Genomic DNA, 23211 nt, shown 5'->3' with positions numbered 1-23211 from the left:
TGTATACGCAGCCTATTCTGTATAGCCGTCGCGTAATAATTGTTCTAAATGACTATCGACCGTTTCCTGATCACCAGGAATATATCGTGGCCATCCTGTTATATCGTTGACGCGTTTCACTATGTATGGATGAAACCCAAACTGCTCGGAAGTGATGTCAATATAATATTGCACTTCTTCGAAGTTCAATTCACACCAATAATGGCCAAAGCCACCACTCTCTGTAAATATACCGCCATCATCTGCACCGTTACCCCCACGAACAACAGCATCTAGACCTTTAGTTTTTGCTAAATAACATACAAGATAGCTTGCAAAAAGGCATGTGCCTTTCGTCTTCTTTGTGCCGCACTCCGTCAAAACTGAAAGTAGCTTTTCATGCGCCACTCGTGCAATGCCTGATACCAATTCCGGGGACATGTCTGCTCCAATGAAATTATTAGATCGACTTAAACAGGTAATATGTAATTAGGCATTACGATAAGTCGTGCCCTATTGGTTGGTACATCGTAAGAAAAGTAACTTTTCTAATCCCAGCCTGCACTCCGGGAATGCTTCTAACCTGAATAAATCACGGGGGCAGTGCTGGATACTTGTCAACTGTATTTGGATTCACAGGCTAACTATTTTTATACAGTTTAAGTGAATAAAACTTACTTAAAGCAGCGAACCACGCCGAAAGTGTAATGAGGAATACCGCCAATTCATCAGAACCATTTTTGATAGCACTGAGTAGAGCGATTAGTCCAAGGAACACCGAAAGAAAGACTAGTATTGCGGGTAAAAGTTTATACATGATAGACGTTCCTTTTAAAGGTTCAGATAGGTAGACCAACGCAGATAACGTCGGAATTGCCTGTTGTAAGATTACGCTCATTTAATTATTTTTATAACCTATGAATCCGCGTATAATTTCATTTGTAGTAATCTTCGTAATATATATCTGATAGACATTGATCTTTTTAATGTCTTGTTGACTCACAACACCATATAAGCAACTCTTAGATTGGTTTAACACAGCGCTTCCACTAACTCCATTTTGATAAAAAGCAGTCAAACCATCAGAACCAACTATTCCTTTATAATAGTAGGTTGAGTCGGGGGAAGCATACGTATTTGAAAGCGTATTATACATTCCCGATAGAACCCAAACAGACTCACCTGGAGCTAGAACATTATCACATACTGGAAGCTTCCAATTAGGTGGGGCTTTGACAATAGTATTTTTTTCTACTTTTAAAAGAGCGAGGTCCCGGTTCTTAGGATCATCAATATTGATAACTGTTGCTGGTTGGCTCCCATTCCTTGTTATTATACTTAGACTATAATCCTTGCTTGCATCAAGCCATAAATGTGAAGCTGTAAGAATATGTTGTTCATCGATCCAAGTACCTGAGCCGGAGATTGTCTTATTTCCAGACTTGATTTGAATTTTTACAGCTGAGTCCGAAAGCTCAAAATCATTGTGGTGCATACTTTGTTTATGAGGATTATCGGTGGAACAAGCAGAAATCAGTAAGGCTGAAAGAGCTAAAACCTTTCTATACATAGTCAGTTTCCTTCGAATAAGGCGAGTTTGGTTTCTAGAATATTTTATCCAGCGAGGAATTCTTCTAACGTGCTATCTTGGTACTGGGGATATATCTGCTTCATCATGCCAAAAGCAGCAACCGCTACGCTTTCTAAGTCGGAATAGAATTTAGGCTCCGTATTAAGATCATCACCATTCTTCAGAACGCCCTCGAAGCAGCTATAATCATTTCCGAACTCTTGAACAATAATCCAGCGCCCATCACGGAAACCTACGAGCATAACCGCTGAATTAGGATAGTCGCCAGCAGGCGTTAGCCAATCAAAGTGATAGTGCTTTATCGTATCATATTTCAGATGTACATTCATTATTCCTCCGTTGGCGATTACATTATTTGAGTTTTTTCATGGACTCTAAAGAAGCGAGGTAGGAATTATAGCGATCACCAAATTTTTCTTTCGCACGCTTAACGCGCATTTTCTCCGCGAGCTCAGTCTTGTTTTCTGCCTGGTAGGTCCTATTATTTTGCGTCTTTACTTCGGCCCCTGGGCCTGCTGCGTACGTTTTGTTTTTCTCGCTAATACACGCTCGGCATTTACTCTTGAGGCCAAACTTGCCCTTGAGCTCTTTTCCAAACTGTTCAAAGGGTTTAACTTGCTGACATGATTTGCATTTTTTAAAGCCCGGGGGGAGGTAGGTGTCAGCCATGAGCTGCTCCAGTAGGTATTGATTATAGGTGATTTTAACTTAAAGACGACGTCACTTTCAAATAAATCGACTACTTAACGCTGATCTTACATAATCCTGATTATGCGCACTTAAGTTGTAGTAGCAAAGTTGTAATGTCCGATAATGGCTAAGTTAAGATGTCCGGCGTGTATAATCAAGTAAGGATTACCATGACGGCTCTCGCAGCGGAGTTTTTCACATTGGATGAAGTTAACCGACTCAAAATCATTCAGGATGTCATCGACCGGCGTCTGACAACACAAATGGCAGCTCAGCGGCTTGGTATCTCCGACCGTCAGTGCCGTCGTCTGCTTGCGCGTTATCGTGAAGATGGTCCGATTGGCATGACCAGCCGCCGTCGTGGTAAATCCAGTAACAACCAGTTGCCTCAGGGACTGGCCGCATACGCGCTGAACATTATTCGCGAACGCTATAACGATTTCGGTCCGACGCTGGCCTGTGAAAAACTGTCTGAGGTGCACGGTGTTCATCTTTCCAAAGAAACCGTCCGTAAGCTGATGACTCAGGCCAGTCTGTGGGTCCCACGTAAGCAACGTGCGCCAAAAATTCAGCAACCTCGTTACCGCCGTGCCTGTGCCGGTGAACTCATACAAATCGACGGCTGCGACCACCACTGGTTTGAAAATCGGGGACCTAAGTGTACGGCACTGGTTTACGTTGATGACGCAACCAGTCGTTTAATGCAGCTTCTTTTCGTGAAATCTGAGTCTACTTTCACCTATTTTGAAGCGACCCGGGGCTATATTGAAAAACATGGCAAACCGCTTGCGCTGTACAGCGACAAAGCCAGCGTATTCAGGATCAACAATAAAAATGCAACCGGCGGCGACGGCGATACCCAGTTTGGCCGTGCGATGCATGAACTGAACATTCAGACCATTTGTGCAGAAACCAGTGCTGCCAAAGGCCGCGTTGAACGGGCGCACCTGACGCTTCAGGACCGACTGGTCAAGGAGCTCAGGCTCCAGGGCATCAGTTCCATGGAAGCTGCGAACGCATTTGCCGAAGAGTTCATGAACGATTACAACCGTCGTTTCGCAAAAGCGCCTCGCCAGGCGTTTGATGTTCATCGGGAACTGGATGTCGATGACGATCTTGATATGGTATTTAACTGGCGTGAAGCTCGTAAAGTGTCGAAATCACTCACAGTGCAATACGACAAAGTCCTTTATCTGATTGAAGACAGCGAATTCAGTCGTCGGGCGATTGGTAAATACATCGATGTCTGGCATTACCCGGATGGACATAAAGAGCTCCGGCTTAATGGCGTATCACTTCCCTACTCCACCTATGACAAGCTTTCTGAAATCGATCAGGGGGCCATTGTGGATAACAAACGTCTGGGGCGGGCCCTGGAAATGGCGCAGCTGGTCCAGGCCGAGCGGGATAATAACCGGTCGCAATCCGTACCATCCGGAGACGGCCCTTCTCGCAGGCGTAAAGCTCCCACGACGAAGAAATCCCAGCGTTCCCTGGATCAGGACGATATGTTCAATGCCCTGGTGAAACTTCAGTCACGCTCTGAAGAGATATTTGGGAAGAAACCGATTTAAAGCCCGGTAATCCATCCGGGCATGCCTGGCTGTCAGATTTTGGCCTGATTGACCCGTGCCGCGAGCTCCTGATGACTCTCTTTCCTTTCGCTGTAGCGGTCGGACAGGTAGGCTGTGTGCCCTTTCAGGAGTAACGTCATTTTGAACAACTCTTCGGTAACGTCGACAATCCTGTCATACCAGGGTGAGGGTTTCATGCGCCCTTCATCATCAAATTCCTGCCATGCCTTTGGCACTGACGACTGATTGGGGATGGTGAACATCCGCATCCAGCGGCCAAGTATCCGCATCTGATTGACCGTGTTAAACGACTGTGAACCACCACAAACCTGCATGACGGCCAGCGTTTTACCCTGGGAAGGACGAACAGCACCTTCACTCAGGGGTATCCAGTCAATCTGGGCCTTCATCACCGAGCTCATGGCGCCATGTCTTTCCGGAGAACTCCAGACCATTCCGTCACACCACCTGACCAGCTCGCGGAGTTCAAGCACTTTGGGGTGACTTTCGGGCGCATCATCGGGTAACGGCAGACCGGATGGGTTAAATATTTTCACCTCAGCCCCCATCTTTGCCAGCAACCGCCCGGCCTCTTCCGCTGCAAAACGACTGTAGGACCGCTCTCGTACTGAACCGTACAGGATGAGAATTCGCGGCATGGTTTCGTTGTTGCCCGTAAGTTTGCTGGCAAGCGCATCATCAAAATAAGCCGGTTCGATTGCTGGTAAGTCGGTCATAAAAAATCTCCATTTCATAAGCTATGCTTTAAAAGTTATCACATATGAAATACCATATGTATTGTTATTTTTTTACGAGGTTAAGCATGCTACAGCCTGTTCAGCTTTTTAAACTGCTCGCCGACGAGACCCGTTCAACTATCGTGATGCTTCTCAGGGAGTCCGGTGAAATGTGCGTCTGTGACATCTGTGCGGCAACCGCAGAGTCTCAGCCAAAAATTTCTCGCCATATGGCCCTTTTACGTGAAGCCGAGCTGGTCATCGACCGTCGCGAAGGAAAATGGGTGCATTACCGACTGTCGCCACACATGCCAGCATGGGCTGCGGGTATTATTGATACAGCCTGGAACTGTGAACGAGAAAACATACGCAACAAGCTCAGTAGCGTGGCATCTGTCTCCTGCTGATGGCGATATATATATCCGAATAAACAAATGTGAATGGAGTTTCTGATGTTACTGGCTGGTGCTATCTTTTTATTCACGCTCGTCCTGGTTATCTGGCAACCCAGAGGGCTGGGGATTGGCTGGAGTGCCTCACTGGGCGCAATTCTGGCATTGCTGACTGGCGTCGTTCATCTGGGGGATATTCCGGTGGTCTGGCAGATAGTGTGGAATGCGACCGCCACCTTTATCGCCGTGATCATCATCAGTCTTCTGCTCGACGAATCCGGCTTCTTTGAATGGGCCGCGCTGCACGTTGCCCGTTGGGGGAATGGCCGGGGGCGGCTGCTCTTCACCTGGATCGTCCTGCTTGGTGCGATGGTTGCGGCACTGTTTGCCAACGACGGTGCGGCACTGATCCTGACACCTATCGTTATCGCGATGCTGCTGGCGCTGGGATTCAGCCGGGGAGCAACCTTAGCGTTTATCATGGCCGCAGGGTTTATCGCTGACACGGCAAGCCTGCCACTGATTGTCTCAAACCTGGTGAATATCGTCTCGGCGGATTTCTTTAAGCTTGGTTTCTCAGAATATGCCGCCGTGATGGTCCCGGTTAACCTGGCCGCGATTGCGGCTACGCTGGTGATGCTGCATCTGTTTTTCCGTAAGGACATTCCCGCCGTTTACGACGTTTCTCTGTTGAAAGAACCGAAAGACGCTATACGTGATGTGAATACCTTTAAAACCGGCTGGCTGGTTCTGGTGTTGCTTCTGGTGGGATTCTTCGGACTGGAGCCGCTGGGCGTACCGGTCAGTTTGGTCGCAGCCGCTGGTGCATTGCTTCTGTTTGCTGTTGCGAAAAAAGGGCATGCCATTAACACCGGTAAGGTGCTGCGTGGTGCGCCCTGGCAAATCGTTATCTTCTCGCTGGGGATGTACCTGGTGGTCTACGGCTTACGAAATGCCGGTCTGACCCACTATCTCTCTTCCTTGCTGAATCAGCTGGCAGAGCAGGGATTGTGGGCGGCAACGCTGGGTACGGGCTTCCTGACGGCCTTCCTGTCATCAGTGATGAACAATATGCCGACCGTGCTGGTCGGGGCGCTGTCGATTGATGGCAGCACAGCGACCGGTGTTATCAAAGAAGCGATGATTTACGCCAACGTCATCGGCAGCGACCTGGGGCCAAAAATTACCCCTATCGGCAGTCTGGCAACGTTACTGTGGCTGCACGTTCTGTCGCAGAAAAATATCAAAATTACCTGGGGATATTACTTCCGGGTGGGCATTGTCATGACAATCCCCGTGCTGTTTGTCACGCTTGCAGCACTGGCGCTTCGTCTGTCTTTCACTTTGTAATGAGATACTGATATGAGCAACATTACCATTTATCACAACCCGGCCTGCGGCACGTCACGCAATACCCTTGAAATGATCCGCAACAGCGGTACAGAGCCGACCGTTATTCATTATCTTGAAACCCCACCATCACGAGCTGAGCTGGTAAAACTCATTGCGGATATGGGGATCACGGTACGAGCGCTGCTGCGTAAGAATGTCGAACCTTTTGAAGCGTTAGGGCTGGCGGAAGACCGCTTTACTGACGAGCAGTTAATCGATTTTATGTTGCAGCACCCTGTTCTGATCAATCGCCCTATCGTGGTAACGCCGCTGGGTACCCGGCTATGCCGCCCTTCTGAAGTCGTGCTGGATATTCTTCCCGATGCGCAGAAAAGCGCGTTCACGAAAGAGGACGGTGAGAAGGTAGTTGATGAAAAAGGTAACCGGCTGAACTAAACGTGTTCTTGTGACGAAGGGCGAGAGAACTCGCCCTTTTTTATTTAAGATAATCAGTGCTAACGGAGGATAAGAAGCGGTTGTTGCGTCTTTTGCAGCATTTCGGAGGTATGACTACCGATAAAGAACTGCCGCAACCTGGAATGACCGTAGGCCCCCATCACTATCAGATCGACAGCATTTTCCTCGGCGTAACGAATAAGCGCGTCCCCGACTGATTGCCCGGTAAGATGTGTTGTGCTGTTTTCTATATCCGCGTCACGTAAAATTTGCTGTGCGGTCAGCAGCTCTTCCTTCTTACCGTTTACCATGACAAGGTGGCACTCCAGCCCCCTGAGTAAGGGACTCATCGTCAGACGTTCCAGGTTACTCCTGCTTTCTTCACTGCCATCATAAGCCAGCATGACTCTGGAAGGCACTGAGTAGTTCTCCGGAACAACCAGTAGGGGTTTCTTTTGCAGACGAATAACGCTTTCCAGATGAGAGCCTACCGGATGCTGGCTACCCCGACGCCCCAGCACCATGAGACGAAGGTCGCTCAGCTCTGCCAGAACTTCATCCGGTGTACCGTGTTTTTGCATCAAAAGCACATCCGGGCTTCCCTGTTTTTGAAGCAGTTCAGCACAACTTTCCAGTATTGCTTTCCCCTGGGCCATCAGCAGGCGATTACGTTGCCCTTCAATTTCTACCAGCTCATCGGTCAGCAATTGCTGACTGTCTATGCCGAGAGTGCCGGTCAGGTCTGACACTACCGGGGTGCTGTCTTTTTCGATAACGTGCAACAGTGCTAGCTGTGATTGCAAAGTGCGGGCTGCCCACGCCGCATATTCACACACTGACCGCGTTGAAAGTGAACCGTCCACACAGGCTGTAACAGTATTATTCATAGTTTTCCCTCCAGTCTGTTAATGACCGCCCATCAGTTTTTCGACTTCTTCAGGTTTATCGTGAACACCAAACCGGTCAACGATGGTGCGGGTGGCTTCATTCATCCCACGTATTTCAACCCCGGCGCCCTCTCTACGGAACTTAATGACCACCTTATCCAGGGCGCTGACGGACGTGATGTCCCAGAAATGGGCATGTGAAACGTCTATCACCACATTCTCAATCGCTTCACGGAAATCAAAGTGGCTCGTAAAGCGGTCTGCTGATGCAAAGAATACCTGGCCGGTGACGGTATACGTCCGGCTCGTCCCCTCCAGAACTGAGGTTACACGCATGAACCGGGATACTTTAGTGGCAAAATTGAGCGAAGCAATCAGTACACCGGTCAGCACACCGAAGGCCAGATTATGTGTTGCCACCACAACCGCGACGGTGGCAAGCATGACCACGCTGGTTGAAAGGGGGTGTGTCCGCAGGTTGGCAATGGAGCGCCAGGAGAATGTCCCGATGGAAACCATAATCATCACCGCGACCAGCGCTGCCATCGGAATTTGGGAGACCCAGTTGCGCAGGAACACAATCAGGCAAAGCAGCACCACGCCCGCCGTGAGGGTTGAAAGTCGTCCGCGTCCACCGGATTTTACGTTGATAACAGATTGCCCAATCATCGCGCAGCCTGCCATTCCTCCGATAAAGGATGTGCAGATGTTCGCGATGCCCTGAGCTTTGCACTCCCTGTTTTTGTCGCTTGGCGTGTCGGTCATGTCATCCACGATAGTGGCGGTCATCATCGACTCAAGCAGGCCAACCACCGCAAGCCCCGCAGAATATGGCAGGATGATGAGCAGCGTCTGAAGATTTAAAGGCACGTCCGGGAGCAGGAAGACCGGCAGACTGTCGGGAAGTTTCCCCATATCCCCGACGGTTCGCACATCCAGATGCAGCCACATGGCAATCCCAGTCAGCACCACGATGCACACAAGCGGTGAAGGAATGGTTTTGTTGATATAAGGGAAGAGATAGATGATCCCCAGCCCTGCCGCAGTCATGGCATAAACATGCCATGTCACATTGGTCAGCTCAGGCAACTGGGCCATAAAAATCAGTATTGCCAGTGCATTAACAAACCCCGTGACCACTGAGCGTGAAACAAAACGCATCAGCCCGCCAAGCTTCAGATATCCGGCTATCAGCTGGAATACCCCGGTCAGTATGGAGGCAGCCAGTAAATACTGTAAGCCATGATCTTTCACCAGCGTCACCATCAGGAGAGCCATTGCACCGGTGGAGGACGAAATCATCGCCGGACGTCCGCCAAAGAAGGCCATAACGAGAGGAATACAGAACGCCGAGTAGAGGCCCACCTGGGGATCAACACCGGCGATAATGGAAAAGGCGATCGCTTCTGGAATGAGTGCGAGCGCGACAACAATACCGGCCAGAACGTCACCACGGACGTTACCCAGCCAGTCCTTACGCGTCGAGGACAGCAACATAGTAATTTCTCAGTTTTTAGATACAGTCAGCCCTGGAGGGCTACATTTTTACGTACGGTAAAGCACATCCGCAGACGGGATGTTATTGAGTGCGTGCTGAGGCTTGCTCAGTACGACAGAGGAAGGAAAAACTCAGGGTGGCGTAATACGCATAGCGGTTGTCAGATTCTCCATAGCGGATGTGTATATATTGTCGGCTCTGTTGTCAGGAAGAACTTACAGAACACGTCGCGTTTGAACATGAAACACTTCAAAGCAGCCCAATACTACAAATAAAGCGAATACGGGGTCAACCCAACAAGGTACTCAAACGAAGAGGTTAAGATGCGATTTTTATCCAGGAATTCAATATTATCAAAGGACATTTGAACTTTGCCCCACCCCGGACATCTCTACTTAGCTTTGACATAAGTTATTGATTCATATGTGGTTATTTTTTAACATTTACGTTTCACGTACTGATAGATTGCCTTTGAAGCCAACGCTGACCGTCATTCATCTTGATCAGGAATTTGGGCATCTTCTAAAAACACCTTTGTACGGTAATCATCTTTCCAGCCTAACCAAACTGAATCTTCACCACCGGAAGAAACAACTTTACGGTTTCCTGTGAGATTATCAGCCTGTTCTAAGCATATTGACTGCATATCAATGAGCAAATCAGCTTCTGCGACTTCCGTGCCGCCGATCGTTTCATAGCCGGAAATCAGAACAATTGCCTCAGGGTCTCTTTCGTTCAGCATGGCGATCAACTCTTTCACTTTCATTTTAAGATACCAGTAGTTTATTTGTGTGCATTGCTGATGGATTTTATAGTGCTGCCGACCTTTTTCAAGGTGCTTCCGTTGCTTCCAACGATCATGCTAACGACCTTGTTGTCTGACCTGGTATTGCCGTGGTCATCCTTTTAGAGAAATGCTCCAAAGATCAACATGGCGGCATAGGTTTTCCAGCTTGACCAATCAATCGTGGAACCAAGCAACAGATAGAATGCCAGGGCTACCAGCCCCAGCTTTACTACTAGCGCGATTATTATGGTGAAGATAGACTCATCGCGTTCGCCTTTAAGTATTTTATACCGCGTAATTAAACTGTCGTTTTTCATGTAGCATCCGTTATAGTTATTAAAGTCCTGCATTAGAAGTTGTTATTTGCCGAAGTTACCTTGTATGAGTTAACTGTGGATCCAAAAATACAAAATATAAGCTGTGCCAATTGAAAGGATTAGAAAAGCACAGTTACTAATAAAATCTACTAATGCTTGTAGCTTCTTTATTCTCACAATTGCTGGACCGTGTTCAGTAGAGGTACTACTCAGCCCTTTTGTTCTGGCACTCTCTGCTTTTCTGAAAAAATTGTAATGCAATCCTGACCGCAAGCAAAACCATGCCAAACCAGTCGTTATTACGATATTTATGTAGAAAGCATATTGAATCATTTGTTCAGTTTCGAAGCTTTCCATTGAAAACCCTTTGTTGAAATGTTGAATAAAATTATTTTTAGTAAATGTAAGCAATAAATAGAACGAATATTAATAGTGAAAGATGCAATGCCAACATCTGCTTATGATGCCTTATGAGGATTTCTTCCTTCGCATTCATTAAATCGTACATCTCATCAATATTTTTATTGCTGGTATATTCGAGACGTTCATCACGAAGTAATTTGAACTTTACCAATACGACAAGTGATTTAATAATAAAGCTCGTAAGCATAACAGTTATAGACAAAAATAAAAAATAGGCCAAATTCATATATCACTCCATGGAGATTAATAGAAAAATTTATAATAAGTAATCTCATAGAGCATTACTTGAATCTTCTTCCCATACTAAGGACTCACCGAGAAACTTAGTTAAAGATGATTTGGCATACTGTGGTTCGGAAAAAAAACGTGGGAACCAGCCGTCAAAGCTTTGGGTACCATTGTGACGATTTTCAGGCGAGACTGATAAGCGGTACCCGTCTTCGTAAGGTGAAATGCTAAATGTGTATCCATCATCTGTCTTTGAGATCAGCGTTTTGCATGTCATATGACTGTTTGCTCACAAAGTTACTTTTCTAAGATATCGAAAAGTGTGGATTAGATCATCATTCAGATAGTCTTTTCATCACAAACTTTCCTGCCCACATTATCACAATTATAAAGGTAATAAAACCGATCTGCTCCCAACGTAAATTGGTTTGCTGTTCGGAATCATCCAAATGAATTGCATAAATGTAACATCCGAAGGTAAGCGTGAGTGGAACAACAAGCATCCCTACCTTTTTAGTAATATTTCCAATAAACCACCAATAAAGAACCCAGGAAATAATAGAAGAATAAAAAATTGCTTCTGAAACTATCATATGTAACCTCTTGAATTAGTCGATGCTGTGGGTAAATAAACCCGGACCGTCAAATGATGCAATTGCAAAATATTTAGTAACCATGAATCCTTCGGTTATCTATTTCAGCCATGTATGCAGTAGGCTTTTTTAAGAGATAGATTGGTGAAACGACATTCGTTTTGACTTTATAAGCCAGAATGAAAACACCTGCGGAGCTTGCCATAAGTACCGCAAGAAGAATAGATACCGTTAACTCCTTTGGTGTTTGTATCACCGAAAGAAGAAACAATGCGCTTATGGCTGCAAAAATCCAGCAATATAATGATGCATCCATAAAACCAGCTACAACACTCGATCCAAAAAAAAACCAAAATAAACTTATTAAGATTACTGAGTTTTCATTCATGTCTGTTCCTTGTTATTACTAATTATATTATGCTTTATAGTTGACCGTCAGACTACCCACGGGTTTTGACGAACAAAGTCACGCACTCCATTTATACATGCTTTTGAGATGACTTCAAAATAAGGATGGTTTGATGGAATCATATTCCCGGTATTATCAAGAAGCATAATAGTCCCTAAAGACCGAACCAGTTGATATTCATTGAGCTTACGCTTTAGCAAAGTTTGCAATCTATAAATTGTCTCACCGGAACTGTTACCTTCGATACCTACAACAGAGACCGTACAGTTCACTTCCTGATTATCAGATTGATAATCGAACCAGTAATTTTCGTTGCAATTTCCTTTTTGCGCATGCTCAATTTTGCCAGGCCATTTTACCCATAAAGAAGAGTTGTTTTTAGATCGTAAGATCTGCTTCAGCGTTTCCAATGGATTTTTTTCATCAACCTCAGACCAGGCCGAAATAAATTCTTTCTGCATTGCCTTAGGGTCTATAACGGCAATGAAATCAAATTCCTCTTTATTGATAGAGTTGGCTCGATCTTTGAGATAAAACAGACCGAGTTTATATCCCTTTTCACTTTTCCAGTTTGCTCCCACAGGCTGATAGTCTGTATTTATAAACGGTTTGAAAGTGTGAGTGTCGGGAGAAAAAATTACTGAGGGTGCCAGCACCCGGCCTCGGTATCGTATTGGATTTACAAATATTTTTTCCCCGTCACATAACATTTCAATAATTGCTTTTGTCACAACTACTGAAATAGAAGGTCTACATGTATTTTGATTTATTTCCCCGAGGTGCGCCAAACTTCCATCCTCACTCTTCAACACCTTTGTAAGGCAAGTCGGGCAATACTGTTGATCTCTATAATAAACAGGCATGGTTAGACGACCGGAATCGTTTAGTACCAACTGAAGTAACGGATGAGGCTCTTTCATCATGGTTATTTCTTCCCTTTCACCTTTCTGGGCTTTTCGTTTGCCTGTCTCCACTGCCATGGTGGGACAGGGTTGGTGTCTGCCCATAACCCTTTTGCCTCCTTTTGTGCTGCGGATTCATATTTGATATAGCCAGGGACAATGGCGTTATCTTCGAACCGATAAACCCACGCATATCCACTGTCCACCATAGAGGCATTGATATCATATCCATCTAACCAGATGGTACCTAACATACGGCCATAGATATCCGTACCATGGTCTATCACGGTAACGATTTTAGTTGCTATAGCTGTGGTTAAGGCCTGTTTTGCTTTTTGGCCAAAAGCCTGTTTAGATTCAGGAGCGTCTATACCATACATCCGTATTTTGATGGTTGTGTTTTGAGCATCCAACGCAGTTATGGTGTCACCGTCAACAATCTTAACCACCTTTGCCTCAAAAGTTGTTGAGTTCCCCCAGGACGCCACTGGGAATACAACAATCATGATGGGCAAAAGTAACTTTGTAAAAAAAAACATCATTTCACCTGAATTTGTTGAGTACAGACATGTATCCACAAGCCTATTTACAGGCAGTATTTTAACAAGTCATTATTTCATGGGCGGGCTTAAAACCAATCTTTTTGCAACTTAAAGGCAGAATAATCACAATAAATTTAGAACCTGAACCAAAAAATAATCCAAATTAAGCGTGTTAATCTATCTCAAAGATATTATTCCTGAGAGAGTTTGGATGAAACGTTACACTCATGATCTTGAGACAGACCTGAATGATGTGGATAAAACACCATCTCTGATCCACAAAACTTTGTTAACAGCTTCGACTATTTATGACCTGAAATATCTGGCTCAGGTATTAAATGATGAAAATGGCAGTAATTGGTCCCGTGCATCCCTTAAACGTCAGGTTACATGCATACCTGAGCATTGTGATCTGAGTATCGCAGATGGACGCTATCTACAGACTTTAATACCTTCACGACCTGCTGATTATGAGGACAGGCACTTTAGCTTTATCGATCTGTTTGCAGGGATAGGTGGACTGCGAAGCGGATTTGATGCCATCGGTGGTAAATGTCTTTTCACGAGCGAATGGAATACTTATTCCAGCCGTACTTACCGGGCGAACTGGTATTGCGATGAGAACGAGCACCGCTTCAATTCAGACATCCGTGACATCACTCTTAGCAACCGGCCCGAGGTTACTGATGACGAGGCATACAAATTTATCGATGCCTCTATCCCGGATCATGATGTTCTTCTTGCGGGATTTCCATGCCAGCCATTCAGCATCGCCGGTGTCAGTAAAAAGAACTCTATGGGTCGCAAACACGGTTTCGAGTGCGACACTCAGGGTACGCTCTTCTTTGATGTGGCCAGGATCATCCGGGCAAAACAACCTGCAATTTTTGTTCTGGAAAACGTAAAAAATCTGAAGAGTCACGATAAGGGTAATACCTTTAACATCATCATGAAAACGCTCGATGAGCTTGGCTACGACGTCGCAAACAGCGAAAGCACGGGCGCGGATGATCCTAAAGTCATCGATGGCCGTCATTTCCGACCCCAGCACCGTGAACGTATCGTCCTTATTGGTTTTCGCCGCGACCTACGTCTGAAAGACGGTTTTACTCTGAGAGACATTAAAGACTTTTATCCGGACAAGCGCCCTTCTCTCTCAGATTTACTGGATCCGAGCGTAGATAGTAAATACATCCTCTCCCCTAAACTCTGGGAGTACTTATACAACTATGCAAAGAAACATGCGGCAAAAGGCAATGGTTTTGGTTTTGGACTAGTAGATCCTTCCAATGTTAATAGTGTCACCAGAACCCTCTCAAGCCGCTATATGAAAGACGGATCTGAAATTCTTATTGATCGGGGCTGGTCTCATGAGCTGGGAGAAACTGATTTCCATAACACATACAACATGGACCGTCGGCCACGCATGCTAACGCCACGTGAATGCAGCAGGCTAATGGGCTTCGATAAACCCGGGGAAAGTGTTTTCCGTATCCCTGTGTCCAATACACAGGCTTACAGACAGTTTGGGAACTCCGTGGTCGTTGATGTCTTTGCGGCCGTCGCCAAACTGCTGAAGTCTCGAATTGAATTTGCAGCCTCCCAGCGCTTGCGGCAGTTTTACGACGAAGTCAGCTGACCTGAGCTCCTTCATCAATTTAAATGCTTAAGATTGTTGTAATAATGTCAGAGGTCAACCATGACGTATTTCGAATCAGCTGAAGGTGAGACGGTATCTAAAGAACGAGCATTACAAGAACTGTCCAGGCATTGCGTTCCCGAAACAGATTTCGAAGAATTCTTTAGCGACATGGGCGTAAAGGAACAGTATGACGCTCAGGAAGTGTTGCTTTGGTTGGGATATTAAACTTCCTGTTTAGGAGACTACTATGAGCCAAAAATTCGCAGTGATGATTGCTTACGACGACGATCCAAACGTCAAAAGGTACTCACCTGACTTTCAAACGCAGGATGAGTTTGCTAAAGGGTGGCAGTCGGCTCTTAAAAAGGCACACCACACCTCAGGTCAAAAATCAGTCATCACCTGCGGATGTCGTGGAAAAGGAGAAAAGCGACTTTATGTTCGTGCTTTACCGAACGGTGATGCCTTTATTCTCGTCAAAGCCGCTAACACGGGCATTGAGCATGATCCTTCCTGTGTATTCTTCTCCCTTGATGCCCGGCATACCGGCCTGAAAGGATATGCGAGTGGTGTGGTCCGGATTACAACCGAAGGTGATATGGCTGTAAGGCTCGGTATCGGTATGACAGAGAAAGATCCTCCTGAAAAATCAGAAGTGCCTCCCCTGCCCCATGTTCAGCGACCAGAAGGAGGTCAGGCCTCAATGACCCTCCTGGGCTTGCTTAGTCTTTTGTGGACAGAGTCTGGTCTGAATGTCTGGTACCCGAAAATGGCAGGGAAACGTAACGATTCACTGGTACGGTATCGTCTGCTTGAAACCGCTAAACAAATTCGTACCGGCAGAGCCTGCATAGGTGACCATTTATTCATTGGTGTACCTGACCCGAAACAACCTGTCGCTCAGTCGCAAATTCAGCGTCTTTCATCACAGGCGATGAGTGATAAACGTCTCATGCTCCTGTCAGTTTTACCTCGCTACGATGCTGAAAAGCATGAGAAGCCACTTAAATTTTTACCCCTGCGGAATTTTGGGGGGCTACCGCTGATTTTTTTCAATTCAGAAGGCCATTGGGATAGCGTAAAGAAACGATTTTCATCGGAGTACGCAGCATGGAAATCCGGGGCGAAAATAGTTGTCTTTGCGTTGACGTCACCAGCTGCGGTAACCGGCAGAGGCCCTTCTGTAAGAGCTCATCAAATTGTGCTGATGCACGTTAGCGAGAACTGGATACCTCTGGACTCCTCCTATGAGGCGGTTGTTGCAGAAAAGCTGGATGCAGAGCACCGGCAGTACGTTAAGCCCATGCGTTATGATGCGAGTATTAGTGAGGTGTTCCCTGACTTCTACCTGCTCGACACAAAAAGCGATAAGCCGTTCCCGATGGAAGTATTTGGTATGGCCACTCCTGCTTATCTGGCCCGAAAGCAACTCAAAAAAGATTATTACAACCGTGAATATGGGCCTTATGGATGGTGGCACTGGGATGCGACCACAGCATCTGAAACTATGGTGCTGCCTCATTTTCCAGAATCACGTAAACCTCTTTCAACTGGCACACCTGCTTAAAATGGAGAAAAAATGTCATACATGCTTTCACTAAGCGAACAGACAAAACTGAACGCTTTCCTGTCAGGGATCCTTGATGATTACAAGACTGGGGTTATCACTCAGATACAAGCTGTTGGTAAAATCGGTAACGTGTTTTCTGCACTGGAAAGTGGAGACTCAAAAAAGGTAGTGCATTTGTTGACTGAAGGACGAAAACTCCTGCGGACGGGCTGAATGTCCGCAGAAGGTCTACTGTGCCAGGGGATGCAGAGAAGTCTATCAACCTGGCTTCATTTATCATGATGTTTTTCTACTACGCGGCTGTTTTGACTTTCCAGTACCTCCCCCTGCCATTGCACCAGTCAATGTATCAATGGTGCCTTTCAGGGATTCTGAGATTGTTTTCTCTGCCTCCAGGGTAGCTTCCAGCTTCATTACTTTGGACTGGAGCGTTTTTAATTCACTGCTTTGTTCAGCCACTTCCGCTTCATAGCCCTGGCTGACCAAAGTTACTTTTTTCAGGTCGGCGCTCAGCGACTCGTTTAGTTTATGGAGTTCAGTAAGCTCGGCATTCACCGCCACCAGGTCACCCTCCTTCCCGGACAGTGCACTTTTCAGCTCAGCACAGAGGTTCTGTGCAGCAATCAATTCCTGTTCAAACCTGTCCCTCTCTGCCTTTGTATCTGACACAGTCTGACTTAACTGGTCGCATTGTCTGGAAAGACCGGCATTATCAGAACGCTGAGTGTTGATCTCTTCGTTCAGCTTTTTTTGATATTCAAGGTGACCAGCGATCTCTGTTTTACGTTCAGCCAGTTGCTGGGAGAGTGAGTCATTTGACTGCTGTGCGAGGCTTAATTCATGCCGTGTGCTATCTAACTGGTGATGGCAGGTTTCGAGTTCTGCTTCGGCAACATTCAGCCTTGTTTCTAACTCCTTGACGGTACTGTCCCGGATCTCTAATCGACCCTGTAGCGCCTGATTCTCAAGTTTCAGCTCATCCATATCGGTAGCGCTTTGCTCAAGCCGCTGTAAAAGCTGCGTTACCTCCTCCTCCAGCTGCATGCTACGTGCTTCAGCTTTTTTAACACTATCACTCTGTATTGCGGTATAGCTTCTACGGTAGTGCCAGGTGATGTACGAGATAATATCGCCGAGTGCAACCTTCACCTCATCGGGTATATCCAGGTAACGGGCCTCTTCAGGAACCTCTTTAACATACTTCTGGTACTCAGCGAACATCTCCTGTGACCTTGCAAACGAGCCGCCAACAGCGTTTCTGAGCCAGTGAACTTTGAAGCTCAGATCGATATTTTCCGGGTTAATTTTTTTCTCTTCGCACAGACGTTCGATTGCATTGAAGTAATCGATCATCGCAATAGATGAGTACCTTGAACGACCCATTTCCTTTGATTTTTCTGTGGATTCGCTGCGGATGTCATTCTGCACCTCTGGCGAGGTAGCATCGTTCAGGCTTTTTTCTTTATCGTTTTCGATCATCATTTTTTTCCTGCGGCCGGAAGCTGGTTTGCAAAATATATGCTGATAAGATCGTTCAGAGCATTCAGAAGCGAGATACTGTCGATACAAATATGAACGTTTCCATTCTCAAACAGGCGACACCGCCAGCCATTCTCATCGCAGACCTCGCCTGTGAAATCTGTATTTCTCATGGCCGTCAGCCTGTCGACCATACTCAGCCCACCGCCGGTTGCAGGTGTTGGAGTATCAGAACAGATGCATACAATATTCTCAAAGTCGCGTAAACAAAAGTGATTGTCCTGCGAGAAACCGTTGTACCTCAGTACGTTCACACCAGGAAAAATCCCCCGAAGAACAAGCTTTTTCGGCATTGTATATTGCCGTGCATTGCTTTTAAAACTTCGGTCAAGCTTGTTGAGAACATCAACGAAACCTTCTGCAAGCGTGTCTCGTCTGTTAGCCAGTGCATGCTGTAATGTTCCCTTAACAATCTCCAGGGAAGCGACGGGCGGATCCGTACGTAGGGATTCGTTAAAGGCTTCTTTTTGCTTATGGTTCCAGTACCGGTCCATACCTATTTCTTCAAAGAGCCTTTTCCACGTTTTACGGTCAATTTCCTTACGCCCCTCCTCGATGGTGCGATCCAGTGACGACGGAAGACCAAATGCGTTGGGCTGCATAATTCTGCTGGTGAAGAGAGAGAGACCGCACAGTTCCGACGCTTCCGAGATTAACCGCATCCCTTCTTCGAATTTCTGCATGGCCATATCCCGGGCGCTGATGAGCTGCCCTGTCCGGCTCGCCGGTACTGGCTCAGAACCCTGGTTTTGAGTCATTTTACACTCCATTTTGGTATGTCAGAACATTTTGATTTGAGCAAAGGTAGGTGTACACAGACATTAAAGTTGTCTCCTTTAACATGAAAAAGACTTTAAAGTTGTCTACTTCTTCAGATAGACCTACTTAACAGGATACTAAGTAGGTCATCTCCTTTCTCGCGTAGCATCTCTCGACGTTCACAGCAGAGGACACGTTTCAAAATGTCATCCAAAATTTTTTTCCATTATCTGACGTTGGGTGATTTTGATGGTCAGCGAGTAGAGGCTTTAACAATGTGGGTTGCCCTGAGCAAAGTAAGGGAAGTAGATGTACCAGAAATGTACGCGTTGCCTTGCATGAAGGGGGGCATCTTAAAGCTCATTGATTAAACAAACTCACTATGCCGCTACAAACAGCCCAAAACCGTCACTTGATAACGTGTTATTTAGATAAATTAATGCTCAGGGCTTTTAGCCAAACTGTCACTTGATGTAAGAATCCAGAACCTTCAGCACAACGTCCAGGTCTTCTTCTCGTTTCTGTTCTTCACTTTCATGAACAATATGTTCAGTCAAATGTCCTTTAATCACTTCACGCAATAAACCATTCACGGCACCACGTATGGCGGCTATTTGTTGCAGTACAGCGGCACATTCGTGAGGTTCATCAAGCATTTTTTTCAGCGCAGCAACCTGCCCCTGGATCTTGCTTGTACGTGCTTTCAGTTTTTGTTTATCGCGGATGGTATGTGACATGTGGGCTCTCACTCTCCTGGATATTTTATGTAACTATACCAGCGTTATTCTACTGGGGGGTAGTATATTTTACTGGGGGGGAGTAGAATCCGGCCTACACTTAATAACCAAGAATGATTCTCATGAACGAATTTACGACACTTCTTCAGCAAGGCAACGCATGGTTTTTCATCCCCAGCGCCATTCTGCTTGGCGCGCTTCATGGACTGGAGCCCGGGCACTCCAAAACAATGATGGCAGCATTCATCATTGCTATAAAAGGCACCGTACGTCAGGCCGTGATGCTGGGTGTCGCGGCAACATTGTCGCACACTGCAGTCGTATGGCTGATTGCTTTTGGAGGGATGTATATCAGTAATAAATTTACCGCAGAATCAGCCGAACCCTGGCTACAGATGGTCTCTTCAGTGATCATCCTTGGTACGGCTTTTTGGATGTTCTGGCGAACCTGGAGCGGTGAGAAAAACTGGCTGGAGGGAATGCAGGAGAATGAACATCATCACCATGACGAAACAAGGTTGATCGATACTGGCCATGGAAAAGTTGAACTGTCCATTTTTGAAGAAGGACAACTTCCCCACTGGCGGCTACGCACTCTTAGTGGCCAAAGATGGGCTTCTGAAGATATCTCATTAACCACACTTCGGGAAAACAGTACGATCTCTCAGACTTTTGAATTTGTTGATCATGGTGATTATCTGGAGTCAACATCTCCCATCCCTGAGCCTCACAGTTTCAACGTACGTCTGTCTCTGGGACATCGTGGTCATGTCCATGACTATGATGTGGCGTTCGCTGAACACGACCATGACCATGACCACTCTGAGCTTGATGGGCTGGATGTGAATTCGAAAGAGTATCAGGACGCTCACGAACTGGCTCATGCCAATGACATAAAACGCCGCTTCGACGGGAAAGAAGTAACCAACGGGCAAATCCTGATATTTGGACTGACAGGAGGGCTTATCCCTTGCCCGGCAGCTATAACTGTATTGTTGATCTGCCTTCAGCTTAAAGCGCTTACGCTGGGTGCCACACTGGTTGTTTGTTTCAGTATCGGCCTGGCATTGACCCTCGTAACGGTTGGAGTGGGTGCGGCGATCAGCGTTCGTCAGGTCGCCAAACGCTGGAGTGGCTTCAATACCATCGCCAGAAGAGCCCCCTATATTTCAAGCGCCCTGATTGCTGCTGTTGGGATTTACATGGGTATACATGGCTGGAATGGGCTGGTGCATTAACACCGGTACTGATGACACACACTCTGGGTACTTACAAAGTACATCCTAAGCGCCACCGTTGAGGTTATGAGCAGAAAAACCCGGAATATAAAGCTGCTCTTTCCGGGACTTGTTGCTGAGGCAGGGATTAAGTAACTGATTAAATCCATTCCCATAAGACTCAATGATAAATGAAAGAATAAAAAAAACGCTCCCGGACGGGAGCGTAAGCCAGTGACTTCGGCGTCAAATGAGGGTCTAACAAGTGGAGCTGCGGGTTAATTCTGGGTGATCTGGCTGCGATGCTTTTCAGCCTGCTGCTGATGAATAACGGAAGACTGACCATTATTCGCCTTCTCGTGCACAACAGCGGCTTTTTCATGCTCGTTCATTTCTGAAAATGACGTTGCTGATTCGTTGGTGGCCCCTGGTTTGCCTTTCATCATTTTTTTATGCATCTCCGCCATGTCCTGGTGGGCAGAAGCGTTGCCGTTTTGCATCATTTCATGGGACATTGCAGCCTGATCGTGTCCGCTCATATCCATCATTGTCATACTGTCTCCCTGAACAGCGCTTTTTTCAGAGGTTGACTGCATCTGATGGGCGGGTGCCTGGGCATTATTTACCTGGTCATGCATGTTCATTGTCTCTGCAGCCATGGCGGATGAAGCGACAGCCATAATGGCAACAAATGATACAAGGATCTTTTTCATGGTTGGGTCTCCGGTGTTTTCATACCCAAACAATCAACGGCTTATAACAGAGAAAGCATTTGATCTCAGGGCGGGTTATTCATCACTCCAGGAACCAGGCGATTGCGTTATCACTCTGCTCCTGATTTATGTATGATTATAAAAAACCGCCTCTGTTTATCGCGTGACTGAATGATGACAATTTTGTCACCTTCCAGGTTTCTCCTGAAGAACGGGATTAATCCATTAACAGGCGCACACTGAACACAATTTCCCGCCCCTGCTGTTCTGCTGACAGCTCGCCGCCATGAGCATGAATGATCGACCTTGTAATTGATAATCCCAGCCCCGCGCCTTCCGTGTTGTGGACCCTTGATGAATCAGCTCGATAGAACCGATCAAACAAACGTTCCAGATTAGCGGGAACCTGGCCGGACATCGTATTCGTAATCATCACGTTCACACAGTCACTGTCACGCTCAAGGTGTATCGCTGTACAGGTGTTATCGGGAGAATACTTGATTGCATTGGAAAGCAGGTTACTGAAAGCACGTCGCAGCATATCGCTGTCTCCGGCAACAACGCCCTCTCCTTCAACGGTGATTGTCTTTCCTGTTTCGTCTGCCAGAGGCTCGAACAGCTCACGTAATTCATTCAGTTCGGCGGCCAGATCCACATCATGTTTATCCAGCTGCAGCAGACCATGCTCTGAACGTGCCAGAAAAAGCATATCACTGGTCATTCGTGACAACCTTTTCAGTTCTTCCAGGTAAGCGAATAAGATTTCGCGGTAATGCGAAACATCCCTTTCCTTAGCCAGTGCAAACTGCGTCTGCATCATCAGATTACTGACCGCTGTGCGCAGCTCATGCGCGATGTCAGACGAGAAATCTGACAGTTTCCGGAATGACCCCTCCAGGCGATCGAACATGTTATTGAACTCCTGCATGGTCTCAGAAATTTCCGGCGGAGCCAAATCGGGATTAAGACGCTGATCCAGGCTGTGTACGGTCATGGAGGAAGCCAGACTGGTCATTTCCCGTAGCGGTTTCAGACCAATACGTGTGGTCAGCCAGCCCAGAAAAACAGAAATAAAGACCAGACCGATATTGAACCAGAACAGCCAGGTACTGAGCTTATCCATAAACAGGGTGTGATACCCAGTATCCGTGGCAACCGTAATGATGACATGTTTGCTTTTACCCTGTTCCGGCGTCACGGCAACCCGCCGCGAGATACTGCGGTACACGGTGTTATTTTCTTCCGTCTGGATCATATAGTCGAGAATATCACCCGACTTATTAAGCAGGACCGCTGGAACAACAGAATTTTTGGCATAGAGTTCAACAATTTTTTCATTTTCCATGTTTTTTATAGAAATGAATAAACCATTGTGCCCTACCATCGCATCGTTTATTTTTTCTGATAATGACTTAATATCCGTTTTGTTCCGGAACGTCTCTGTTTTAAGAAACTCTTCGGTGAGCTGAAGTTTACCTGTCAGAAAATCGCGGTCCTGATTATCGAAATAGCCATTAAGGGTGCTAATCAGGATAAAACTTGATAACCACCATACCGTAAGCATCACCGCGGCTTTGTTGAATAAATCGAACTTTTGCTGAGTTGAAGGATCAGATCACGCATCTTCCCGACAACGCAGACCGTTCCGTGGCAAAGCAAAAGTTCAAAATCACCAACTGGCCCACCTACAATAAAGC

28 protein-coding genes are annotated in these 23211 nt (G+C 46.4%); 10 read left to right on the top strand and 18 right to left on the bottom strand.

What is annotated here, in order from left to right; genetic code table 11:
* Positions 1 to 12 precede the first annotated feature (12 nt).
* The 4 genes from DD606_RS05520 to DD606_RS05505 form a co-directional block, all read right to left on the bottom strand.
* On the bottom strand, positions 13 to 420 hold the full coding sequence (locus DD606_RS05520) for a hypothetical protein (protein WP_001371904.1): 408 nt from the start codon (positions 418 to 420) through the stop codon (positions 13 to 15).
* Between the two features lie 457 nt (positions 421 to 877).
* Entirely contained in the window at positions 878 to 1549 is a 672-nt protein-coding gene (locus DD606_RS05515) for a serine protease (protein ID WP_000285959.1), read from the bottom strand.
* Between the two features lie 44 nt (positions 1550 to 1593).
* Positions 1594 to 1899, bottom strand: coding sequence for a hypothetical protein (locus tag DD606_RS05510; protein ID WP_001100610.1), 306 nt, complete (start codon positions 1897 to 1899; stop codon positions 1594 to 1596).
* Positions 1900 to 1921: 22 nt separating this feature from the next.
* Positions 1922 to 2239: a hypothetical protein gene (locus tag DD606_RS05505; protein ID WP_000785965.1), complete on the bottom strand. Its 318-nt coding sequence runs from the start codon at positions 2237 to 2239 to the stop codon at positions 1922 to 1924.
* Positions 2240 to 2430: 191 nt separating this feature from the next.
* Here DD606_RS05505 and DD606_RS05500 point away from each other — a divergent pair, with 191 nt between their 5' ends.
* Positions 2431 to 3834, top strand: a complete 1404-nt coding sequence (locus DD606_RS05500; protein WP_000125668.1) for an ISNCY family transposase — start codon at positions 2431 to 2433, stop codon at positions 3832 to 3834.
* A 32-nt stretch (positions 3835 to 3866) separates the two neighbouring features.
* Here DD606_RS05500 and arsH read toward each other — a convergent pair whose 3' ends face one another.
* Complete coding sequence (gene arsH / locus DD606_RS05495) at positions 3867 to 4571, bottom strand: arsenical resistance protein ArsH (protein ID WP_000130816.1); 705 nt, start codon at positions 4569 to 4571, stop codon at positions 3867 to 3869.
* An 86-nt stretch (positions 4572 to 4657) separates the two neighbouring features.
* On the opposite strand from arsH, the gene DD606_RS05490 reads away from it, so the two are divergent.
* Genes DD606_RS05490 through arsC form a run of 3 tightly spaced genes read left to right on the top strand, consistent with a single transcriptional unit; the run spans position 4658 to position 6751 of the window.
* Positions 4658 to 4978, top strand: a complete 321-nt coding sequence (locus tag DD606_RS05490) for a transcriptional regulator (protein WP_000941305.1) — start codon at positions 4658 to 4660, stop codon at positions 4976 to 4978.
* Positions 4979 to 5023: 45 nt separating this feature from the next.
* Positions 5024 to 6313, top strand: coding sequence for an arsenic transporter (locus DD606_RS05485; protein ID WP_000922628.1), 1290 nt, complete (start codon positions 5024 to 5026; stop codon positions 6311 to 6313).
* Positions 6314 to 6325: 12 nt separating this feature from the next.
* Complete coding sequence (arsC, locus tag DD606_RS05480; RefSeq protein ID WP_000065802.1) at positions 6326 to 6751, top strand: glutaredoxin-dependent arsenate reductase; 426 nt, start codon at positions 6326 to 6328, stop codon at positions 6749 to 6751.
* Positions 6752 to 6810: 59 nt separating this feature from the next.
* Here the strand turns inward: arsC and DD606_RS05475 are convergent, their stop codons facing one another.
* From DD606_RS05475 to DD606_RS05425, 8 genes are all read right to left on the bottom strand, one after another.
* Positions 6811 to 7638 carry a universal stress protein gene (locus DD606_RS05475; RefSeq protein WP_001066652.1) on the bottom strand — a complete coding sequence of 276 codons (828 nt, stop codon included), beginning with the start codon at positions 7636 to 7638 and terminating at the stop codon, positions 6811 to 6813.
* Positions 7639 to 7656: 18 nt separating this feature from the next.
* Complete coding sequence (locus DD606_RS05470; RefSeq protein ID WP_000927306.1) at positions 7657 to 9135, bottom strand: SulP family inorganic anion transporter; 1479 nt, start codon at positions 9133 to 9135, stop codon at positions 7657 to 7659.
* A gap of 491 nt (positions 9136 to 9626) precedes the next feature.
* Positions 9627 to 9902, bottom strand: coding sequence for a hypothetical protein (locus DD606_RS05465; RefSeq protein WP_000864986.1), 276 nt, complete (start codon positions 9900 to 9902; stop codon positions 9627 to 9629).
* A gap of 140 nt (positions 9903 to 10042) precedes the next feature.
* Positions 10043 to 10240: a hypothetical protein gene (locus DD606_RS05460; protein WP_001371914.1), complete on the bottom strand. Its 198-nt coding sequence runs from the start codon at positions 10238 to 10240 to the stop codon at positions 10043 to 10045.
* 986 nt (positions 10241 to 11226) lie between these two features.
* Positions 11227 to 11484: a hypothetical protein gene (locus tag DD606_RS05440; RefSeq protein ID WP_000637193.1), complete on the bottom strand. Its 258-nt coding sequence runs from the start codon at positions 11482 to 11484 to the stop codon at positions 11227 to 11229.
* A 73-nt stretch (positions 11485 to 11557) separates the two neighbouring features.
* Positions 11558 to 11872, bottom strand: a complete 315-nt coding sequence (locus tag DD606_RS05435; protein ID WP_001005009.1) for a hypothetical protein — start codon at positions 11870 to 11872, stop codon at positions 11558 to 11560.
* A 47-nt stretch (positions 11873 to 11919) separates the two neighbouring features.
* Entirely contained in the window at positions 11920 to 12816 is an 897-nt protein-coding gene (locus DD606_RS05430) for a hypothetical protein (RefSeq protein ID WP_000975181.1), read from the bottom strand.
* Positions 12817 to 12818: 2 nt separating this feature from the next.
* Positions 12819 to 13334: a thermonuclease family protein gene (locus DD606_RS05425; RefSeq protein WP_000464825.1), complete on the bottom strand. Its 516-nt coding sequence runs from the start codon at positions 13332 to 13334 to the stop codon at positions 12819 to 12821.
* A 214-nt stretch (positions 13335 to 13548) separates the two neighbouring features.
* On the opposite strand from DD606_RS05425, the gene DD606_RS05420 reads away from it, so the two are divergent.
* From DD606_RS05420 to DD606_RS05410, 4 genes are read left to right on the top strand one after another with little or no spacing between them, the layout of a single operon-like run.
* Entirely contained in the window at positions 13549 to 14976 is a 1428-nt protein-coding gene (locus DD606_RS05420; RefSeq protein ID WP_000833380.1) for a DNA cytosine methyltransferase, read from the top strand.
* A 60-nt stretch (positions 14977 to 15036) separates the two neighbouring features.
* Entirely contained in the window at positions 15037 to 15204 is a 168-nt protein-coding gene (locus DD606_RS25910; protein ID WP_000220758.1) for a hypothetical protein, read from the top strand.
* 22 nt (positions 15205 to 15226) lie between these two features.
* Positions 15227 to 16546 carry a DUF1173 family protein gene (locus tag DD606_RS05415; RefSeq protein WP_000078513.1) on the top strand — a complete coding sequence of 440 codons (1320 nt, stop codon included), beginning with the start codon at positions 15227 to 15229 and terminating at the stop codon, positions 16544 to 16546.
* A gap of 12 nt (positions 16547 to 16558) precedes the next feature.
* Entirely contained in the window at positions 16559 to 16762 is a 204-nt protein-coding gene (locus DD606_RS05410) for a hypothetical protein (protein WP_000121164.1), read from the top strand.
* 63 nt (positions 16763 to 16825) lie between these two features.
* Here DD606_RS05410 and DD606_RS05405 read toward each other — a convergent pair whose 3' ends face one another.
* The 3 genes from DD606_RS05405 to rcnR all read right to left on the bottom strand — a co-directional run bounded on the left by DD606_RS05405 (position 16826) and on the right by rcnR (position 19584).
* Complete coding sequence (locus DD606_RS05405; protein WP_001371952.1) at positions 16826 to 18031, bottom strand: hypothetical protein; 1206 nt, start codon at positions 18029 to 18031, stop codon at positions 16826 to 16828.
* Positions 18028 to 18846 carry a DUF4942 domain-containing protein gene (locus DD606_RS05400; RefSeq protein ID WP_000193207.1) on the bottom strand — a complete coding sequence of 273 codons (819 nt, stop codon included), beginning with the start codon at positions 18844 to 18846 and terminating at the stop codon, positions 18028 to 18030. The genes DD606_RS05405 and DD606_RS05400 overlap by 4 nt, the downstream gene beginning before the upstream one ends.
* A 465-nt stretch (positions 18847 to 19311) precedes the next feature.
* Positions 19312 to 19584 (bottom strand): Ni(II)/Co(II)-binding transcriptional repressor RcnR, encoded by a 273-nt coding sequence (gene rcnR, locus DD606_RS05395; RefSeq protein ID WP_000019951.1) that lies wholly within the window; start codon positions 19582 to 19584, stop codon positions 19312 to 19314.
* Between the two features lie 122 nt (positions 19585 to 19706).
* On the opposite strand from rcnR, the gene DD606_RS05390 reads away from it, so the two are divergent.
* Positions 19707 to 20822, top strand: a complete 1116-nt coding sequence (locus DD606_RS05390; RefSeq protein WP_001572377.1) for a nickel/cobalt efflux protein RcnA — start codon at positions 19707 to 19709, stop codon at positions 20820 to 20822.
* Positions 20823 to 21079: 257 nt separating this feature from the next.
* Here DD606_RS05390 and DD606_RS05385 read toward each other — a convergent pair whose 3' ends face one another.
* On the bottom strand, positions 21080 to 21514 hold the full coding sequence (locus DD606_RS05385) for a hypothetical protein (protein WP_000723070.1): 435 nt from the start codon (positions 21512 to 21514) through the stop codon (positions 21080 to 21082).
* Positions 21515 to 21731: 217 nt separating this feature from the next.
* On the bottom strand, positions 21732 to 23078 hold the full coding sequence (pcoS, locus tag DD606_RS05380; RefSeq protein ID WP_004248839.1) for a copper resistance membrane spanning protein PcoS: 1347 nt from the start codon (positions 23076 to 23078) through the stop codon (positions 21732 to 21734).
* 38 nt (positions 23079 to 23116) lie between these two features.
* Here pcoS and DD606_RS26390 point away from each other — a divergent pair.
* Positions 23117 to 23211, top strand: a 95-nt coding sequence (locus DD606_RS26390) for a hypothetical protein (protein ID WP_047353200.1), incomplete at its 3' end; no start/stop codon positions are given.

This window comes from Enterobacter cloacae complex sp. GF14B (assembly GCF_004136805.1).
In the GTDB taxonomy this organism is placed as follows: Bacteria; Pseudomonadota; Gammaproteobacteria; order Enterobacterales; family Enterobacteriaceae; genus Enterobacter; species Enterobacter hormaechei_C.
The sequence above is the reverse complement of the archived record's forward strand: the minus strand, read 5'-3'. Positions and strand labels throughout refer to the sequence as shown.

Coding starts and splice junctions, on each gene's coding strand:
- DD606_RS05520 (WP_001371904.1), bottom strand. CDS start 420: ATGTCCCCGGAATTGGTATCAGGCATTGCACGAGTGGCGCATGAAAAG.
- DD606_RS05515 (WP_000285959.1), bottom strand. CDS start 1,549: ATGTATAGAAAGGTTTTAGCTCTTTCAGCCTTACTGATTTCTGCTTGT.
- DD606_RS05510 (WP_001100610.1), bottom strand. CDS start 1,899: ATGAATGTACATCTGAAATATGATACGATAAAGCACTATCACTTTGAT.
- DD606_RS05505 (WP_000785965.1), bottom strand. CDS start 2,239: ATGGCTGACACCTACCTCCCCCCGGGCTTTAAAAAATGCAAATCATGT.
- DD606_RS05500 (WP_000125668.1), top strand. CDS start 2,431: ATGACGGCTCTCGCAGCGGAGTTTTTCACATTGGATGAAGTTAACCGA.
- arsH (WP_000130816.1), bottom strand. CDS start 4,571: ATGACCGACTTACCAGCAATCGAACCGGCTTATTTTGATGATGCGCTT.
- DD606_RS05490 (WP_000941305.1), top strand. CDS start 4,658: ATGCTACAGCCTGTTCAGCTTTTTAAACTGCTCGCCGACGAGACCCGT.
- DD606_RS05485 (WP_000922628.1), top strand. CDS start 5,024: ATGTTACTGGCTGGTGCTATCTTTTTATTCACGCTCGTCCTGGTTATC.
- arsC (WP_000065802.1), top strand. CDS start 6,326: ATGAGCAACATTACCATTTATCACAACCCGGCCTGCGGCACGTCACGC.
- DD606_RS05475 (WP_001066652.1), bottom strand. CDS start 7,638: ATGAATAATACTGTTACAGCCTGTGTGGACGGTTCACTTTCAACGCGG.
- DD606_RS05470 (WP_000927306.1), bottom strand. CDS start 9,135: ATGTTGCTGTCCTCGACGCGTAAGGACTGGCTGGGTAACGTCCGTGGT.
- DD606_RS05465 (WP_000864986.1), bottom strand. CDS start 9,902: ATGAAAGTGAAAGAGTTGATCGCCATGCTGAACGAAAGAGACCCTGAG.
- DD606_RS05460 (WP_001371914.1), bottom strand. CDS start 10,240: ATGAAAAACGACAGTTTAATTACGCGGTATAAAATACTTAAAGGCGAA.
- DD606_RS05440 (WP_000637193.1), bottom strand. CDS start 11,484: ATGATAGTTTCAGAAGCAATTTTTTATTCTTCTATTATTTCCTGGGTT.
- DD606_RS05435 (WP_001005009.1), bottom strand. CDS start 11,872: ATGAATGAAAACTCAGTAATCTTAATAAGTTTATTTTGGTTTTTTTTT.
- DD606_RS05430 (WP_000975181.1), bottom strand. CDS start 12,816: ATGATGAAAGAGCCTCATCCGTTACTTCAGTTGGTACTAAACGATTCC.
- DD606_RS05425 (WP_000464825.1), bottom strand. CDS start 13,334: ATGTTTTTTTTTACAAAGTTACTTTTGCCCATCATGATTGTTGTATTC.
- DD606_RS05420 (WP_000833380.1), top strand. CDS start 13,549: ATGAAACGTTACACTCATGATCTTGAGACAGACCTGAATGATGTGGAT.
- DD606_RS25910 (WP_000220758.1), top strand. CDS start 15,037: ATGACGTATTTCGAATCAGCTGAAGGTGAGACGGTATCTAAAGAACGA.
- DD606_RS05415 (WP_000078513.1), top strand. CDS start 15,227: ATGAGCCAAAAATTCGCAGTGATGATTGCTTACGACGACGATCCAAAC.
- DD606_RS05410 (WP_000121164.1), top strand. CDS start 16,559: ATGTCATACATGCTTTCACTAAGCGAACAGACAAAACTGAACGCTTTC.
- DD606_RS05405 (WP_001371952.1), bottom strand. CDS start 18,031: ATGATGATCGAAAACGATAAAGAAAAAAGCCTGAACGATGCTACCTCG.
- DD606_RS05400 (WP_000193207.1), bottom strand. CDS start 18,846: ATGACTCAAAACCAGGGTTCTGAGCCAGTACCGGCGAGCCGGACAGGG.
- rcnR (WP_000019951.1), bottom strand. CDS start 19,584: ATGTCACATACCATCCGCGATAAACAAAAACTGAAAGCACGTACAAGC.
- DD606_RS05390 (WP_001572377.1), top strand. CDS start 19,707: ATGAACGAATTTACGACACTTCTTCAGCAAGGCAACGCATGGTTTTTC.
- DD606_RS05385 (WP_000723070.1), bottom strand. CDS start 21,514: ATGAAAAAGATCCTTGTATCATTTGTTGCCATTATGGCTGTCGCTTCA.
- pcoS (WP_004248839.1), bottom strand. CDS start 23,078: ATGCTTACGGTATGGTGGTTATCAAGTTTTATCCTGATTAGCACCCTT.